Source organism: Enterobacter sp. BNK-13, from assembly GCF_048685015.1.
In the GTDB taxonomy this organism is placed as follows: domain Bacteria; phylum Pseudomonadota; class Gammaproteobacteria; order Enterobacterales; family Enterobacteriaceae; genus Enterobacter; species Enterobacter quasiroggenkampii.
In genome coordinates, this window is the sequence record NZ_JBLQTP010000001.1 from 206,851 (window position 1) to 222,225 (window position 15,375).

Sequence of the window (15,375 nt, forward strand, 5' to 3'; positions counted from 1 at the left end):
AGATTATCCTGAAAATCGAAACAACCCTTGCAGCATAGCGTGGATTATCGCAACGGAGAAGCCGTGCCAGACTGTGCTCACACAGCCTGAGGAGGGTGATATGCACACTATCGAACAGATCTTTATTAACGGCGAGTTTGTTACCCCGCACGGGACCGAGTGGTTTGATTTGTACAACCCGGCGACGGCGCAGGTCATCGGCCAGGTTCGTCTGGCGGATGAGGTTGACGCAGAACGCGCTATCGCGGCGGCAAAAGCGGCGTTTCCGGCGTGGTCGCAGACCACAAAGCAGGAACGCATCGCCGCGCTGAAGCGCATGCACGCCGCCGTGGCCGCCCGTCACGTTGCGCTGCTGGACGCCATTGTCGAGGAGTACGGCGCGCCCGCCTCGCGCTCGGCATGGATGGCAAGCTATCCGGCAGAGGTGATTGCGCAGGCTATCGAGGCGCTGGAGGCGTTTGAGTTTGTCACCCCCGCAGGTGCCGCAACGGTGCAGATGACGCCGCTTGGCGTGGCCGGGCTGATTACGCCGTGGAACAGCGATGCCGGGTTTATCTGCGGCAAACTGGCGGCCGCGCTCGCCGCGGGCTGCACGGCGGTGATCAAGCCGAGCGAAATGAGCGCCCTGCAAACGCAGATTGTCACTGAAGCGCTGCGCGACGCCGCGCTGCCGCCGGGCGTGTTTAACATCGTCACCGGACGCGGCGAGACGGTCGGCGAAACGATTAGCCGTCATCCGGACGTGGCAAAAATCTCGTTCACCGGTTCCACGAATACCGGCAAGGCGATCCTGCGCAACGCGGCGGAAAGCTTTAAGCGCGTAACGCTGGAGTTGGGCGGTAAATCGCCGACGATCCTGCTGGATGATGTGGATCTCGCGCAGGCGATCCCGCTGGTGATCCAGGCCGGGTTTATGAACAGCGGGCAGGCGTGCGTGGCCGGAACGCGCATTCTGGTGCCTTACTCGCGCAAGGTGGAGATCGAAACCGCGCTGGCGCAGGCCGTGGCGGCGGTGAAATCCGGCGACCCGCGCAACAGCACGACAGACGTCGGCCCGATGGTCAGCGAGAAGCAGTGGCTGCGGGTGCAGGGCTATATCCGTAAAGGCCTCGAAGAGGGGGCACGCCTGCTGGCGGGTGGTGAAGGACGACCGGACGGCGCGCAGGACGGCTGGTTTGTGCGTCCGACGCTGTTTGCCGACGTGAACAACCGGATGACGATTGCCCGCGACGAGATTTTCGGTCCGGTGCTGTGCGTGATCCCCTATCGTGACGAGGCGGAGGCGATAGCCATTGCCAACGACACCGACTACGGCCTGAGCGCGATGGTGCTGGGCGGCGATGTGGACCGCGCACGACGCGTGGCGCAGCAGATTGTTGCCGGTCGCGTGCTGGTGAACACCCTGGCCCATGAACCGAAAGCGCCGTTCGGCGGGTTTAAGCACTCCGGTTTGGGGCGCGAGATGGGTGAGTGGGGAATTCGGGCGTTTATGGAGCCGAGGTCGATGGTGGGTTAAAACCCGCCCGGTGGCGCAGCGCTTACCGGGCCTACATGAGCCGTAGGCCGGATAAGCGCAGCGCCATCCGGCGCAACACTTCGCTCCTTGCCGAAGCATTGTGCTTTTCCCTCCTGCATTCTCTCCCCTACATCACAACGGAGAGAAAACCATGATCGCAGTCCTTTTCGAAGCCAAAGCCGCGCCTGCCCATCAGGCGCGCTATCTTCAGCTTGCCGCAGAGCTTAAGCCTTTGCTGGCGGACATTGACGGTTTTATTGATATCGAGCGGTTCCAGAGCCTGACCACCGACGGCAAAATCCTCTCCCTTTCCTGGTGGCGGGATGAAGAGGCCGTCCGCCGCTGGAAGCAGAACGTCTTCCATCAGGCGGCGCAGGCCGAAGGACGGGAGTCAATTTTTGCGTACTACCGCATTCGGGTGGCGCAGGTCGTGCGGGAATATACCTCTGAAACCGGAGGGCATGCCGATGTATGACGTTCATGTCATTTTTCGCGATATCCCGGGTGAACTGGCGCGCTTTGGGCAGCTGCTGGGCCGCAACGGCGTGGGGCTGGAGGGCGGTGGCGTATTTGGTACACATGCCCATTTCCTGGTGGAAGACGGGGAAAAAGCGCGACGCGTGCTGCTCGACGCCGGGTTTACCGTGCAGGCGGTGCGAAAGCCGGTGATCAGAAAGCTTAAGCAGGAACGCCCTGGCGAGCTGGGCGAAATCGCAGCGGCGCTGGCGGCACGCGGTGTGTCTATCCTGACTCAGTATAGCGACCATGCGAATCACCTTATTCTGCTGACGGATGATGATAAGCTGGCCGCAGAGATCACCGAACCCTGGGCAGCCCATGCTTAAGACGAGTTTACCCCCTGATAACAGCGCGATGCTGGAAAAGGCGATTGCCGCGGTGGCGGCTGCAATGGCCGATCCGTCGCGCGTGAAGATGCTCTGTGCGCTAATGGACGGGCGGGCGTGGACGGCCACTGAACTGAGCGCGGCGGCAGATGTCGCACCGTCGACCGCCAGCGGGCATCTCGCCCGACTGCTTGAAGGGCAACTGATAACCTGCCTGTCGCAAGGGCGGCATCGCTATTATCGTCTTGCCGGGCACGACGTGGCGGCGCTGGTGGAGCAGATGATGGGGCTTTCGTGGAGCCGCATTACCCCGCCGGAAACCACCGCGCCGAAAGCCATGCGTGAAGCCCGGACCTGCTATGACCATCTCGCAGGCGCGGTGGCGGTGCAGATTTATGATTTCATGCAGGCGGAAGGCTGGCTGGAGGCTGACGGTTCAGCGTTGACACTCTATGGCCGGGAGCAGTTCCTGACGCTCGGCATTTCGTTAAGCGCGCATCCGCGCCGGAAGGCCTGCTGCGCCTGCCTGGACTGGAGCGAGCGGCGGTTTCACCTGGGCGGAGAAGCCGGCGCGTTGCTGCTCGACCATCTGGAAAATAAAGGCTGGATCCAGCGGGTGGCGGGGTATCGGGAGGTGGTGGTGACGGCGTCGGGGAAGGCCGCTGTAAAGAGGCTTTTTAGCCGCTAAAAACGCCCGGTGGCGCTGCGCTTACCGGGCCTACGCGTACATCGCCTCCAGTAACACCTTTCGCAATTCCTGCGCTTTCGCCTCTCGTTTCTTGATAGTTACCCTGATAACTATTATCTTGACCGTGTGTGACGAGAGGTTTCCCCATGAGTGAAGAAGAACTGTTCTGCCGCAGGCCAATGGGCATGCGGATGGCGATGATCGTGCGCCAGTGGCGTGCCGTCATCGACGAGGCCATTCTCGATACCGGGTTAACCCAGTCGAGCTGGACGGTGATGATGCAGCTTCATCAGCTCGGGGATAACGTCTCAATGAGTGAGCTGGCGGAGGTGCAGGGCATTGAACTGCCGCCGCTGATGCGCACCCTGACACAGCTGGAAAAGCAGGGGTACCTGCTGCGCGCTGTATCGCCTTATGACAAGCGCATCCGGCTTCTGACGCTGACGCCTGAGGGAAAAGCCCTGTTACAAAGGCTCACTCAGGTCATTGAGACGTATCAGGCGCGCGTATCGCAAAACATCGCGCCGGAACATCTCGACATTTTCAGCGCCACGTTGAATCAAATCGCCTGCAATTTGCGGACAATCCGCGAAGAAGATAACAAGACCGAAAAATAATGACCCCTGAACAAAAGTTTGCCCGCTGGGTAAGGGTGAGTATTGCCTCTTTCCTGCTGATGTTTGTCTACTTTATCGTCGCGGATATCTGGATCCCGCTGACGCCGGACTCCACCGTGATGCGCGTGGTGACGCCGGTGTCTCCGCGTGTCTCCGGTTACGTGGCGGCGGTACATGTCCACAACAACAGCCAGGTGAAGAGAGGCGATCTGCTGTTTGAGCTCGACGACACGCCGTTTCGCAATAAGGTGGAAGCGGCGCAAATTGCGCTCGAGCAGGCACGCCTGTCCAACGAACAGCTGGATGCGCAGATCGCCGCCGCGCAGGCCAGCCTGAAAACCGCCGTGCTGACCGCGCGTAACGACAAAGTGACCTTTGATCGCTACCAGAAGCTGAGTACGCTGCAGAACGTCTCGCAGGCGGATCTGGATAAAGTCCGCACGACCTGGCAGAGCAGCGAACAGTCCGTCAGCTCCATCCAGGCCAATATCCAGAACCTGCGTATCCAGCGCGGCGAGCGGGACGAGCACCGCAACGTGACGCTGCAAAAATACCGTAACGCGCTGGATGAAGCAGAGCTGAATCTCGGCTGGACGAAGGTCTACGCCCAGGCGGACGGTACGATCAGTAACCTGCAGTTGAGCCCCGGCTTCTACGCTTCATCCGGTTCCGCCGCGCTGGCGCTGGTGAACAACCAGACCGATATCGTGGCCGATTTCCGTGAGAAGAGCCTGCGCCATACCCATCAGGGCACCGATGCGGCCGTGGTGTTTGACGCCTTCCCGGGACACGTTTTCCGCGCCCACGTCACCAGCAGCGACGCGGGGATCCTGGCAGGTCAGGAGGCCGTTAACGGCCAGCTCTCCGAGCCGGAAACCTCTAACCGCTGGGTGCGCGACGCTCAGCGCATGCGCATTCACGTGACGTTGGACGAGGCGCTGCCGAAGCATCTGCCGACCGGCGCCCGCGCGACCGTGCAGCTCTACAACAGCGAGGGGCCGTTTGCGCGCTTCTTCTCCGGGATGCAGATCCACCTGGTAAGCCTGCTTCACTATGTCTATTAGTACCCTGGCGCGGGTCTTTACCCCGCACGGCAACATCGTCTACACGGCAAACGACTTTCGCCAGACCCTGCGCATCGTCTTTGCCGGGATGGTTGCGCTCAGCATCTCCAGTTTCTATAACACCAGCTACGGCGTCTTTTTCGTGGTCTATCCGATCATGCTGCTCTCGCTGGTGCCGGTCTTTAACCGCCACGTGGCGAAGCAGTTTATCTTCAGCGCATCGCTCAACTGCGTTGAAATGGTGATTATCATCGGCTATTTGTCGCAATGGCCGATCATCATGACGCTGGTGGTCTTTGCCCTGTACGTGATGCGCTTTCGCTTTATGAGTAAAGGCCCGCTGTTTCTGTTCGGTTCGATGGGCGTGGTGTGCCAGAGCGTGATGCTCAACTTTATGAGCTACCCCACCACCAACTGGCACACGCTGCTGTTTTCCAACATCGAAGCGAGCGTAATGGCGGTGTGCCTGAGCGCGCTGATGAACTATCTTCTGCCGGATGTGGAGCCCCGCAAGCCGCCGCCGCTGATTGAGAAAGACGACGCCCGCGTGCGCCACGAGTCGCTGCTCTCCGGCACCGTCGCGACGCTGATATTCGTCGTTTTTCAGATCAGCGATTTAAGCGATTCGCTTTCGGCGCTGATGGCAGGGATTTTGATCCTGTTCCCGATGCACTATCGCGGCGCGGTGATGAGCTCCATCTGGCGCGTGGTCGGCGTGGTGCTGGGCTGTCTCTATATTCTGGTGGTGCAGCTGATCCTCTACGATCACAGCAGCCATATGCTGCTGATGATGCCACTGATCGGCCTTGGGCTGGCGTTTGGTGCGCGACTCCACGTGATGGAGAAGGTGGGGGCGGGCGTGGGCTTCTCCAGCATCACCACCATCGGGATAATGTTCGGGCAGAACATGCACCCGGACACTGATCTGGTGTTCAGCGATCTGTACCGCATCACCTCCGTTACCTTTTCGCTGGTGGCGACGCTGACGATGGTCTTTCTGGTGCACCTGATCCTGAACCGCTTCGAGGCGACGCGCTACGTCATCGCGCCGCCCAAAGCGGATTAATGTCCCAGCACGGCAGGCAGCTGCGAGAGTAAAAACAGGATCAGGCCAATCGTCCCGCCGACCAGGGTGCCGTTGACGCGGATAAACTGCAGATCCTTGCCAATGTTCAGCTCAATCTGGCGGGACATGTCTTTGGCATCCCAGCTTTTCACCGTGTCGCTGATGTGGCGTGTCAGGAACGCGGCAAAATCCGGCGCGAGGCGGTGCGCGGCCTGCTCCAGATGCTCGTTCAGCGAGGCCTGCAGGTTCGCATCGTTCGTCAGCGTTTCACCGAACCACAGCCCGGCGTTGGCGATGCGCTGCTTCACGCGCGAGTCCTCACTCTGCATATCCGCCTTCAGCCACTGGCGCAGATCGGCCCACATCTCGCCCAGATAGCGGTTAAACGCCTCATCGTTTTTCAGGTAATGCTTGATGTTGTCGGCTTTGGCCGCCATGTCCGGATCGTTTTTCAGGTTGTCGATAAGCTTCAGCGTGGCGCGGTCAAACGCCTGGCGGATCTGGTGCGTGCGGTCGTGGCTGATATCGTCCAGCAGCGTGTTGACCGCGTTCGATACCATCTCCGCACTCTGATCGCCCAGCCACTCGGTGGGCAGCACCATCGCTTTGCGGGGATGCTCGGTTTTGAGCCAGTGGACGATCTGGTCGGCGATAAAGTCCCGCGTGCTTTCCCGATGAATCAGGGTAATCAGTCGGTTGATGATGGTGTCCAGCAGCACCTGATGGCGGTTGTTTTTGGTCATGCTCTCCAGCATCACGGCGCTGGTTTCGGTGAAATCGACCTTGTCGATGGCCTTATGCACCGCGCGTTTGAGCAGGCGCTGAATGCGCCCGTCGTCGGTCAGCTCGAGAAAACCGCTCATCACCTGCATCAGATGCAGCCCGACGCGCTGGGCGTTTTCAGCCTTGCTGAACCAGGCACCAATCATCTGGGCAGGTTCATAGCGGCGAATCAACGCCACCAGCGACTGGGTATCCAGAAACTTTTCCTGCACGAACTGGCCGAGATTGTCGCCGATCCGGTCTTTATTGCGCGGGATGATTGCCGTATGGCGGGAGATAAAGGGAATCGGCACCCGGCGGAACAGCGCGACGACCGCAAACCAGTCAGCCAGCGCGCCGACCATTGCCGCTTCGGCAATGGCCTTGACGCCGCGCACCCAAAAGGTCTGCGGCAGGAACAGGGTGGTGATAAAGGCCGCGGCGGCAACCAGCAGCAGCGACAGCGCCAGCAGCTTGGCGCGTTTGAGTTCAGCTATTTTTTCCATGGGTTAAGGATAGAGGCAAGTGAACCAAAAGTGCAAAACTGGTGTAAGGGGGAGACGCATTCTCAGTGTGAACAAATGGCGTCTATATAAAAAATATATACATCTAAATTTTCTATTATTAATTTTTCTATATTTTTTGTGCTTATTTATTTTCGGACGTAATGTTTTGTGACCGTCGTAGTCATTTTAACGCTCCTGTTAGCCATAAGATAAAGGACTATTTATGAAAGGAGACGGTATCGATGACATGGGAGTATAAAGTTTCGACGGGGGTATTGAGCCATAATGGTGTGTTTGTCGCTAACTGCTACAGCGGTGCGGGTGAATCGAAAGATAAGCCAGAGTGTGAAAGTCAACGAAACAGAGGCCCCATTCCCAGAGGTATTTATTTTATTGCCGGATGGAATAATCATAAAAGTGCTGAGGCCATTATTCTTGAGCCTATAGCGGGGACCAATACCTTTGGTAGAGATTATTTTCAAATTCATGGTGATAAAAAAGGCCAGCCGCCAGGTTCTGCATCAGCAGGTTGCATCATTATGAACGGTCAGGACAAACGTCATATGATTTATGATTCGGGTGATACAATACTGGTGGTGCGATAATGAAGTATATTATTGCGCTATTCTTCTTGTGCTTACCGATGGGGTTATTTGCCAAAAACCACACTCCTGAACAGATCTTGCAGATGATAAACGGCAAAGGCGCCATGTCTGTTGTAGCGGAACTGGATTCAAATGATACGGGTGAGTCGGAATGGTGGAATCATGTCATACCAGAGATAAGTAAAGGAACTCAGGCATGGTTAGCCGTGGCGAGTGCCCTTGAACCCGGAGTGGACGCCAGTACGGCTGAAGATTTAAAGGCGGCGCTTTCTGAAGCCATCCCACATAACCCTGTAGGTGTCTTAGCAATCTTAAAAGACGATAAACCGTTACTCACTGTTGAACAAATTTGCGCGTTTGCGAATTTCCCCGAAACGGAGGCAGAGAGTAATAAACTTGTTGTGGATTCAATCAGGGAGATGTTCAAAATAACAACCCCGCAGGGTAAAAGATGTCTCGCCGTTATGATCTCAACTGTTGAACACTCTTTTCCATTCGATAAGGATATGTAAATGGCCATTCCGGGATATATGTCATTAACTGACGATGCGGGTAATAGCATAAAAGGCAGCGTGAAAGTTAATGGCCGTGAAAACCAGATTGAGGTTTTAGGGCTCTATCATAACGTAAGCTATAATTCTGACCTGCATAATGGCAGAGCATTGAGCAAACGCCAGCATCGTCCCTTTCTGATTGAGAAGGAAATTGATGCCTCCAGCGTTTTTCTCTATAAAGCACTCAGCACGGGCGGTACGTTCAGGAAAGCGACTATCGACCTGTACAGAATCAATGATGCCGGTCAGGAAGAAATCTATTTCACGATAACGCTTGAAGCGGTGAAGGTCGTCACGGTGTTTTCATTAATGCATGACGTGAAAGAGACTTACCATGAAAAACAGGGTCATCTTGAGCTTGTTTTGCTTCGTTATGAAAAGATTACCTGGCATTACCGTGACGGTAACGTTATTCACTCGGATGACTGGGATTATCGGTTAGGGGCATAGAAAACGGCTGATAAGATTCTTTCATATCACCCGCCACAGCACCCACCCGCCAAACCCTATCAGCACCACCCCCGCCGTGCGCTCTATCAGCCACAGCGCACGGCTGAGCTTCTGTTGCACCGCCGATAGCCCCATCAGCGATACCAGCGCCAGATCCCACGCCAGCACCACCATCACCATCCAGACGCCGCAGGTCGACTGCTGAAGCAGCGTGACGTCCGGCCCCAGCAACGCCGTCATCAGGGCAAGATAGAACAACGCGTTCTTCGGATTAAGCAGCGCCGAGCCGAGCCCCAGCAGGATCTGCTTGCGCAGCGAGGGGCAGTGTTGACGGGTTTCATTCAGCCTCATCGCCTGCGGTTGGCTGCGCACCAGATGCGAGCCGATCCACAGCAGATACAGCGCCCCGCAAAGCTCTATCAGCGTAAACAGCCATGCAAACTGGCGCAACGCGCTCCAGCCGATAATCACCAGAACAATATAAAGCGCGTTACCCGCGGCGATGCCGACGCACAATCCAGCGCTGCCGCGCAGTTTGTAGCGCGCCGCGTAGCCCACCAGCAGGAAGAAGTCAGGCCCTGGGCTTAACAGGGCGACAAAATGCGCCAGCGCCAGGGCGAGAAAAGCAGAAGGGAAGAACAGTTCCATAGCAACCTCGGTTAACAATCTGAGGTCAGGCTACGGTGATGCCAATGTTATTTATTGTCAGATATTGATCGGCCCGTCGCGTACTGGCGCGGCGTGGCGGCGGTATAGCTGACGAAAGTCTTATGAAAATGGCTCTGGTCGGCAAAGCCGCTCTGGTAGCCGACGTCGGCGATGTCGTCCCCGGCACGTAGCCGCGCTTTGGCGAACTCCACGCGGGAGATGTTGAGGAAGCTGCCCGGCGTCAGGCCGGTGTCCTGCCGGAAGGAGCGGATCAGTGTCTCCTTGCGCAGCGAGAATCGTTGGGCAAGTTCGTCAAGCGAAGGCGGTGCGGCCAGGTCGGCAAGAAACGCCTGCCGCACGTGCTGACTGGTTGAGCGAAGCGCATCTGCGTTTTCCACGCAGCGGGGCAGGGCTGAAAGCAGCGTATCCACGGATACAGGCGACATCATCTCAACAATATCAAGGTAGCGCTTAAACAGCGTAGGGTCGCGAATCACCTGGAGCGCCAGAGGAATATCGGTGTCGATATAGAGCATATGGTAGCTGCGCGGTTGCCCGGCGACGGGGTTGCAGCTGTGCGGCGCAGAGGCCGGGATCACAATGAGGTCCCCGGGGTTAAGGATGTATTCTTTGTCATGACAAATGCAGCAGGTCTGGCCTTCCATAATCGCGCCGATAGAGAGCTGAGGGTGACTGTGGCGTTTGTACGCCTGCGTGCTCTGCCACGTGCTGCGCAGCTCAAGGCCTGAGGCGCGGTGAAAAGTCTGCCGGATGTGTCGGGTATCGGTCATAAGCACTCCTTCTGAACGTTTTTTATACCACGTCAGCGAACCGTCTGGCAGCGCTTCATTAAGAACCTTCCGGATATACCCAACTTTACGTCCACGGCCAGTCATGTTGACTAACCTTAATACCCTAAGCGGTAAAACAAGGAGATTCGACATGGCTTATCAGACAGTAAATCCTGCCACTAACCAGCTCATCAAAGAATACCCCTCGCATACCGACGCGGATATCGACGCGGCGCTGAAAGCGGCCGATGCGCTTTACCATTCGGACTGGGCGAAAGGCGACATCAGCCAGCGCCTGCCGGTGCTGCATAAGCTTGCCGACCTGATCGACGAGCGCACCGAGGAGCTGGCGAAAATTGCCAGCCAGGAGATGGGTAAGCTCATCGAACAGAGCCGCGGCGAAGTGAAGCTGTGCGCACAGATCGCCCGCTATTACGCTGACAACGCGAAGCAGTTCCTGGCTCCGGTGAAGTATCAATCCGAACTCGGCGAAGCGTGGGTGGAGCACCACCCCATCGGCGTGCTGATGGCCGTTGAGCCGTGGAACTTCCCGTATTACCAGCTGATGCGCGTCCTGGCGCCAAACCTGGCGGCGGGCAACCCGGTGATCGCCAAGCATGCCAGCATCGTGCCGCACTGCGCCGAGACCTTTGCCCACCTGGTCCGCGAGGCGGGCGCGCCGGAAGGGGCATGGACTAACCTGTTTATCTCGTCCGAGCAGGTGGCGAACATCATTGCCGACGATCGCGTGCAGGGTGCCGCATTAACCGGCTCCGAAAAAGCCGGTAGCGTGGTGGCCGCGCAGGCGGCGAAGCACATCAAGAAATCTACCCTTGAACTGGGCGGCAACGACGTGTTCGTGGTGCTGGACGATGCGGACCCGGACAAAGCCGTCAAGATTGGCGTGAATGCGCGGCTCAACAACGCCGGGCAGGTCTGTACCGCGGCGAAGCGCTTTATCCTGCATGAAAAGATCGCCGACGCCTTCCTGAGCAAATTCACCGAGGCGTTTAAGCAGGTGAAGATTGGCGATCCGCTGGACGAAAGCACTACGCTGGGGCCGCTGTCGTCGAAAGATGCGCTAGAAACGTTGACCAAACAGGTTAACGAGGCGGTGAAAAACGGCGCGACGCTGCACTATGGCGGCAAGCCGGTGCAGCGCGACGGGAGCTTTTTTGAACCGACGATCCTGACGAACATCTCGCGCGACAACCCGGCGTACTTCGAAGAGTTCTTCGGCCCGGTAGCGCAGATGTACGTGGTGAAAAACGACGACGAGGCGGTCGCGCTGGCGAACGACTCCCACTACGGCCTGGGCGGGGCGGTATTCAGTCAGGATATCGAGCGTGCGAAGAAAATGGCGTCACGGATCGAGACCGGAATGGTGTACATCAACTGGCTTACCGATACCGCGCCAGAGCTGCCGTTCGGCGGCGTGAAGCGCTCCGGTTACGGACGCGAGCTGTCGGATCTGGGGATCAAAGAGTTTGTGAACCAGAAGCTGGTGGTGGTGCGTCGGTAAGAGGTGATAAAAAAACCTGCCAGCCGGCAGGTTTACTATGAACACTGTCATCGCCTTTCTTGCCGGGTGGCGCTGCGCTTACCCGGCCTACAATGTGCAACAATTTTAATATATTGCCCCTTTCATTGTAGGCCCGTGCAAGCGTAGCGCCGCCGGGCGAAATGCACACACAGGCTTAGAAGGACACTCCACCGCCTACATATGCGCCGTCAATCAGCGTGTGGTTCGGACGACCGTCTTTACCATCAACGCTCACGTGGCGGTAGCCCACTTTCAGGGTCACCGGCGCGATCGGCGTCCAGCTTACGCCACCATTGGCTTCCACATAGTTTTTCACGCTGTTGTTCAGCCCTTCTGGCGCCACGTAGCCTTCACCGTACACGTGGATGCTGTCGGTCAGGGCAACGTTTACGCCGCCGCCGATCGGGAACGCCACGCCGTTATCGCCTTTTTTCGGGCCGATGTAGATGGCTTTGGCACCCGCATTCAGCATTACCGGGCCCACTTCCAGGTTGTAGCCTGCGCCCACGCCGCCGGTCTGGGTACCGTCATCGGTGTTTTTAAGCCAGTTGCTTTCGGCATACAGGCCGGATGAGGATTTCCCCATTTCCAGGTTGAGGTTGGTAAAGTTTTTACCCTGCTCAATGCTGCCACCCATTGCCAGAGCGGAACCCGAGAGGGCGGTCAGAGCAGAAAGAAGAAGGATATTCAGTTTTTTCATGTTTTATGCCTCGTCATTAAATTCATCTGGGGGCACCTTAACAAGCGATGTTTATGACTGCAAATGTGATGAAGGTCGCTGTTTTATACTGATATTGTTAACTTTTTTATTTGAAATGTTGCATCGATGTTTGATTGTCGAGGTGTCAACGCGTGATGTTCGGACGTTTAGGCACCGTTTAATTTTTTGACTAAACATAAACTGAACGAGGAAGGGATAGTGATTAGAGGTGAATTAATTGAGTTTCTAATAATTTCCAAAAGTATTTCAGATGACACACAATACAACATAACCTTACATTTCCGGGCAATGAATATACGTTCACTCGCCCATGCCGATTGCCTTTCCATGTCATTTTTCTGACACGTTTATTCTTTACGTTGTTGGCTTCACTTACTGGATGCTAACAATATGAAAAGAAAAATTATTCCTGTGCTTATCGGTTGTGCGCTCTCTTTCTCTGGCCTGGCGGCACAGCCTACCGCTGAGCGCTATGTCGTCAGCTTCCCCGAGGGCTCCCATGTGAAATACAGCGGCGCGTTTGCCGATGCGTTTCCGAACGGGCTCCCGGTGGGGATTGGTTCTGGCCTGCTGTTTACGGGCAAGCAGGGCGATGCCCTGACGTTTGCGACCGTGACCGATCGCGGTCCCAACGCCGATGCGCCAAAAATGGGTAAAAACGAAGCCAAAATATTTGTCACGCCAGATTTCGCGCCGCTGCTGATGACCATCCGCGTCCAGAACGGCAAAGCGGAGGCGGTTGATGCCCGCCCGCTGCATGACGATAAAGGCGAGATTAACGGTCTGCCGCTGCAAAGCGGCGTGATTGGTTCCACCAATGAAGTGGCGTTCAGCGATACCTTAAAGACGCTCAAGGGTGACAACCGCGGACTGGATACGGAAGGCATCACGCCGGACGGCAAAGGCGGCTACTGGCTGTGCGACGAGTACGGCCCGTTCCTGATTAACGTCGACAGCAAAGGCAAGATCCTCGCGATCCACGGGCCGCAGGCCGCGGAAGGGGAAAAATCCATCGCGGGCGGTCTGCCAAACATCATCAAATGGCGCCAGCCCAACCGGGGCTTTGAAGGCCTGACCCGGATGCCGGACGGACGCATTATCGCCGCAGTGCAGAGCACGCTGGACATCGACGGTAAGAGCAAAAAGCAGGCGCTGTTCACCCGTCTGGTGAGCTTTGATCCGGCGACTGGCAAAACCGAGATGTACGGTTACCCTATCGACAGCGCGGCCTACGACAAAAACAGCGACGCCAAAATCGGCGACATCGTGGCGCTCGATAATCAGCACATCCTGCTGATTGAGCAGGGAAGCGATAAAAACGACGGGATGCGTAACCTGATTTACAAGGTGGATCTCAGCAAGGCGAGCGATCTTTCCGCCTTTGACAAGCCGGGCGAGTACCCGGAATTTGATGATGAGAAAACCCTGGCGCAGCGCGGCATTACGCTTGCGTCAAAAACGCAGGTGGCCGATCTCCGCGCGCTGGGCTGGCAGCAGGAGAAGGCTGAAGGACTGGCGCTGATCGACAGCAAAACGCTTGCGGTGGCGAACGATAACGACTTTGGCGTGAAGGTGGCGATGCAAAACCCGGTCGAGGGCAAGAAGCTTAAGGATTACCGGGTGAACGCGGAAGGCAAGCTGACGCTGGATGATAAACCGGTGGAAACCACGCTCAGCGTGAAGCCGCTGAAGAAGCCGGAGTCCGACAGCGAGCTGTGGATTGTGACGCTGCCGGAGGCGGTGAAATAAGTTTACCGCTCACCCCTCTCCCCACAGGGGAGAGGGAATTGTTCGGAGCGCATAGTTAAGCGGGGAGGCTATTTCTTCAGACCCGCAAACGCCGCCCGAATCTCCTCTTCCGGCAGCTGTATACCAATAAACACCATCACGCTGTGCGGCGGTTCATCGCCCCACGGTCGGTCCCAGTCGGCGCTGTACAGGCGCTGCACGCCCTGGAACAGCAGGCGGTTGGGCTCGCCGTTAATCCACAGCATCCCCTTGTAGCGCAGCAGCTTGTCGGCAAACGACAGCAGCAGGTTCTCCATTACGCGGGAGACTTCGCTGATATCCACCGGATAATCCAGCTCCACCACAATTGACGCCACGTCGTTTTGCTTGTCTCCCATAAAGTGGAAGCGCGGTTTCGCGGTGACGTTCTCCTCCAGCATAAAGCCGTTGGTGTTGAACAGCTGTGACAGGTCGATATCGCCGTGCGTCACCGTGTAAATCGGCGCGCGGGAGTTGATGCGCGTCAGGCGCTCGCGAAGCTTAACGCTTTCGCCCGCCACGTCGGTTTTGGTCAGCAGGATGCGGTCGGCGTAGCCCACCTGAGACTGGGCGATGGTGAACTGGTTCATCTGCTCATCGGCGTGGACCGCATCGACCAGGGCAATGACGCCGTCCAGCAGGTAGCGTTGGCAAAGGATCTCATGGGAGAAAAAGGTCTGAATAATCGGGCCGGGGTCGGCCATGCCGGTGCACTCGATCACCAGACGGTCAAAGTCGATTTCACCGCGATCGCGGCTGTCGAGCAGGTCCAGCAGGGCGTCTTCCAGCTCGTTAGAGCGGGTGCAGCAGATGCAGCCGTTGGTCAGGGTTTTGATCTGCGTGGCGCGATCGCCAATCAACTGGTCGTCTACGGAGACTTCGCCAAATTCGTTTTCGATGACGGCGATTTTGAAGCCGTGCTGCTCGTTCAGAATGTGGCGCAGCAGGGTGGTTTTACCGGCGCCGAGGAAACCGGTCAGCAGGGTAACGGCAATCGGGGTCATGGTCTCTCCTTTAGCAGCAGCGGACGCCGCCTTCTCCACTTCCGCCGTAGCGCGCTTCCTGACGCTCGCGGAAGAATTCGGTGTAGGTCATGTATGGCTTATCCGGATGGTTGGTCTTCATATGCTCAACGTAGTTGTCATAGTCCGGAATGCCAATCAGCATTTTCGCCGCCTGACCGAGGTATTTTTTTGCTTCGCCTAAGTTACCAAACATAACGTGTCCTGATA

At 57.1% G+C, this 15,375-nt stretch carries 18 protein-coding genes; 12 read left to right on the forward strand and 6 right to left on the reverse strand.

The window, feature by feature from the left end:
• The first annotated feature begins 100 nt into the window (after positions 1–100).
• From ACMGGQ_RS00955 to ACMGGQ_RS00985, 7 genes are all read left to right on the forward strand, one after another.
• On the forward strand, positions 101–1,516 hold the full coding sequence (locus ACMGGQ_RS00955) for an aldehyde dehydrogenase family protein (RefSeq protein WP_420289485.1): 1,416 nt from the start codon (positions 101–103) through the stop codon (positions 1,514–1,516).
• A 151-nt stretch (positions 1,517–1,667) separates the two neighbouring features.
• Complete coding sequence (locus ACMGGQ_RS00960) at positions 1,668–1,991, forward strand: antibiotic biosynthesis monooxygenase family protein (RefSeq protein ID WP_023618387.1); 324 nt, start codon at positions 1,668–1,670, stop codon at positions 1,989–1,991.
• A complete protein-coding gene (locus ACMGGQ_RS00965) occupies positions 1,984–2,361 on the forward strand; it encodes an amino acid-binding protein (protein ID WP_048028657.1) in 378 nt (125 codons plus the stop codon). Before ACMGGQ_RS00960 ends, ACMGGQ_RS00965 begins: the two co-directional genes overlap by 8 nt.
• Positions 2,354–3,049, forward strand: a complete 696-nt coding sequence (locus tag ACMGGQ_RS00970; protein WP_262778566.1) for an ArsR/SmtB family transcription factor — start codon at positions 2,354–2,356, stop codon at positions 3,047–3,049. The genes ACMGGQ_RS00965 and ACMGGQ_RS00970 overlap by 8 nt, the downstream gene beginning before the upstream one ends.
• Before the next feature lie 146 nt (positions 3,050–3,195).
• The gene (locus tag ACMGGQ_RS00975) at positions 3,196–3,666 is read left to right on the forward strand and encodes a MarR family winged helix-turn-helix transcriptional regulator (RefSeq protein ID WP_024908312.1); all 471 of its coding nucleotides are present in this window, start codon (positions 3,196–3,198) and stop codon (positions 3,664–3,666) included.
• Positions 3,663–4,730, forward strand: coding sequence for an HlyD family secretion protein (locus tag ACMGGQ_RS00980; protein WP_139125316.1), 1,068 nt, complete (start codon positions 3,663–3,665; stop codon positions 4,728–4,730). Before ACMGGQ_RS00975 ends, ACMGGQ_RS00980 begins: the two co-directional genes overlap by 4 nt.
• The gene (locus ACMGGQ_RS00985) at positions 4,720–5,796 is read left to right on the forward strand and encodes a DUF2955 domain-containing protein (RefSeq protein ID WP_048225510.1); all 1,077 of its coding nucleotides are present in this window, start codon (positions 4,720–4,722) and stop codon (positions 5,794–5,796) included. The genes ACMGGQ_RS00980 and ACMGGQ_RS00985 overlap by 11 nt, the downstream gene beginning before the upstream one ends.
• On the opposite strand, the gene ACMGGQ_RS00990 is transcribed toward ACMGGQ_RS00985, so the two are convergent.
• Positions 5,793–7,064: a DUF445 domain-containing protein gene (locus ACMGGQ_RS00990; protein WP_420289486.1), complete on the reverse strand. Its 1,272-nt coding sequence runs from the start codon at positions 7,062–7,064 to the stop codon at positions 5,793–5,795. The genes ACMGGQ_RS00985 and ACMGGQ_RS00990 overlap by 4 nt on opposite strands.
• 242 nt (positions 7,065–7,306) lie before the next feature.
• On the opposite strand from ACMGGQ_RS00990, the gene ACMGGQ_RS00995 reads away from it, so the two are divergent.
• From ACMGGQ_RS00995 to tssD, 3 genes are read left to right on the forward strand one after another with little or no spacing between them, the layout of a single operon-like run.
• Positions 7,307–7,669 (forward strand): DUF2778 domain-containing protein, encoded by a 363-nt coding sequence (locus tag ACMGGQ_RS00995; RefSeq protein ID WP_262796780.1) that lies wholly within the window; start codon positions 7,307–7,309, stop codon positions 7,667–7,669.
• Positions 7,669–8,181 carry a hypothetical protein gene (locus ACMGGQ_RS01000; RefSeq protein ID WP_420289487.1) on the forward strand — a complete coding sequence of 171 codons (513 nt, stop codon included), beginning with the start codon at positions 7,669–7,671 and terminating at the stop codon, positions 8,179–8,181. The genes ACMGGQ_RS00995 and ACMGGQ_RS01000 overlap by 1 nt, the downstream gene beginning before the upstream one ends.
• Positions 8,182–8,673, forward strand: a complete 492-nt coding sequence (tssD, locus tag ACMGGQ_RS01005; RefSeq protein ID WP_063622624.1) for a type VI secretion system tube protein TssD — start codon at positions 8,182–8,184, stop codon at positions 8,671–8,673.
• 21 nt (positions 8,674–8,694) lie between these two features.
• Here tssD and ACMGGQ_RS01010 read toward each other — a convergent pair whose 3' ends face one another.
• Both ACMGGQ_RS01010 and ACMGGQ_RS01015 read right to left on the reverse strand, forming a co-directional pair.
• The gene (locus tag ACMGGQ_RS01010) at positions 8,695–9,321 is read right to left on the reverse strand and encodes a LysE family translocator (protein ID WP_420289488.1); all 627 of its coding nucleotides are present in this window, start codon (positions 9,319–9,321) and stop codon (positions 8,695–8,697) included.
• Positions 9,322–9,368: 47 nt separating this feature from the next.
• Complete coding sequence (locus tag ACMGGQ_RS01015) at positions 9,369–10,112, reverse strand: AraC family transcriptional regulator (RefSeq protein WP_420289489.1); 744 nt, start codon at positions 10,110–10,112, stop codon at positions 9,369–9,371.
• Between the two features lie 151 nt (positions 10,113–10,263).
• On the opposite strand from ACMGGQ_RS01015, the gene ACMGGQ_RS01020 reads away from it, so the two are divergent.
• Entirely contained in the window at positions 10,264–11,634 is a 1,371-nt protein-coding gene (locus tag ACMGGQ_RS01020) for an NAD-dependent succinate-semialdehyde dehydrogenase (protein ID WP_420289490.1), read from the forward strand.
• Positions 11,635–11,809: 175 nt separating this feature from the next.
• Here the strand turns inward: ACMGGQ_RS01020 and ACMGGQ_RS01025 are convergent, their stop codons facing one another.
• Positions 11,810–12,355, reverse strand: a complete 546-nt coding sequence (locus ACMGGQ_RS01025; protein WP_024908300.1) for a YfaZ family outer membrane protein — start codon at positions 12,353–12,355, stop codon at positions 11,810–11,812.
• Between the two features lie 411 nt (positions 12,356–12,766).
• Here ACMGGQ_RS01025 and ACMGGQ_RS01030 point away from each other — a divergent pair, with 411 nt between their 5' ends.
• Complete coding sequence (locus tag ACMGGQ_RS01030) at positions 12,767–14,125, forward strand: esterase-like activity of phytase family protein (RefSeq protein WP_420289491.1); 1,359 nt, start codon at positions 12,767–12,769, stop codon at positions 14,123–14,125.
• A gap of 68 nt (positions 14,126–14,193) precedes the next feature.
• On the opposite strand, the gene yjiA is transcribed toward ACMGGQ_RS01030, so the two are convergent.
• Complete coding sequence (gene yjiA, locus ACMGGQ_RS01035; protein ID WP_420289492.1) at positions 14,194–15,147, reverse strand: GTPase; 954 nt, start codon at positions 15,145–15,147, stop codon at positions 14,194–14,196.
• Between the two features lie 10 nt (positions 15,148–15,157).
• Positions 15,158–15,361, reverse strand: a complete 204-nt coding sequence (locus ACMGGQ_RS01040; RefSeq protein WP_003856610.1) for a YbdD/YjiX family protein — start codon at positions 15,359–15,361, stop codon at positions 15,158–15,160.
• Positions 15,362–15,375: the final 14 nt, after the last annotated feature.

Excerpts from the sequence above, each read along its gene's own strand:
- ACMGGQ_RS01015 (WP_420289489.1), bottom strand. The coding sequence starts at position 10,112 with ATGACCGATACCCGACACATCCGGCAGACTTTTCACCGCGCCTCAGGC.
- ACMGGQ_RS00960 (WP_023618387.1), top strand. The coding sequence starts at position 1,668 with ATGATCGCAGTCCTTTTCGAAGCCAAAGCCGCGCCTGCCCATCAGGCG.
- ACMGGQ_RS01020 (WP_420289490.1), top strand. The coding sequence starts at position 10,264 with ATGGCTTATCAGACAGTAAATCCTGCCACTAACCAGCTCATCAAAGAA.
- yjiA (WP_420289492.1), bottom strand. The coding sequence starts at position 15,147 with ATGACCCCGATTGCCGTTACCCTGCTGACCGGTTTCCTCGGCGCCGGT.
- ACMGGQ_RS00975 (WP_024908312.1), top strand. The coding sequence starts at position 3,196 with ATGAGTGAAGAAGAACTGTTCTGCCGCAGGCCAATGGGCATGCGGATG.
- ACMGGQ_RS01030 (WP_420289491.1), top strand. The coding sequence starts at position 12,767 with ATGAAAAGAAAAATTATTCCTGTGCTTATCGGTTGTGCGCTCTCTTTC.
- ACMGGQ_RS01000 (WP_420289487.1), top strand. The coding sequence starts at position 7,669 with ATGAAGTATATTATTGCGCTATTCTTCTTGTGCTTACCGATGGGGTTA.
- ACMGGQ_RS00985 (WP_048225510.1), top strand. The coding sequence starts at position 4,720 with ATGTCTATTAGTACCCTGGCGCGGGTCTTTACCCCGCACGGCAACATC.
- ACMGGQ_RS00995 (WP_262796780.1), top strand. The coding sequence starts at position 7,307 with ATGACATGGGAGTATAAAGTTTCGACGGGGGTATTGAGCCATAATGGT.
- ACMGGQ_RS00955 (WP_420289485.1), top strand. The coding sequence starts at position 101 with ATGCACACTATCGAACAGATCTTTATTAACGGCGAGTTTGTTACCCCG.
- ACMGGQ_RS00970 (WP_262778566.1), top strand. The coding sequence starts at position 2,354 with ATGCTTAAGACGAGTTTACCCCCTGATAACAGCGCGATGCTGGAAAAG.
- ACMGGQ_RS01025 (WP_024908300.1), bottom strand. The coding sequence starts at position 12,355 with ATGAAAAAACTGAATATCCTTCTTCTTTCTGCTCTGACCGCCCTCTCG.
- ACMGGQ_RS01040 (WP_003856610.1), bottom strand. The coding sequence starts at position 15,361 with ATGTTTGGTAACTTAGGCGAAGCAAAAAAATACCTCGGTCAGGCGGCG.
- ACMGGQ_RS00990 (WP_420289486.1), bottom strand. The coding sequence starts at position 7,064 with ATGGAAAAAATAGCTGAACTCAAACGCGCCAAGCTGCTGGCGCTGTCG.
- ACMGGQ_RS01010 (WP_420289488.1), bottom strand. The coding sequence starts at position 9,321 with ATGGAACTGTTCTTCCCTTCTGCTTTTCTCGCCCTGGCGCTGGCGCAT.
- ACMGGQ_RS00965 (WP_048028657.1), top strand. The coding sequence starts at position 1,984 with ATGTATGACGTTCATGTCATTTTTCGCGATATCCCGGGTGAACTGGCG.
- tssD (WP_063622624.1), top strand. The coding sequence starts at position 8,182 with ATGGCCATTCCGGGATATATGTCATTAACTGACGATGCGGGTAATAGC.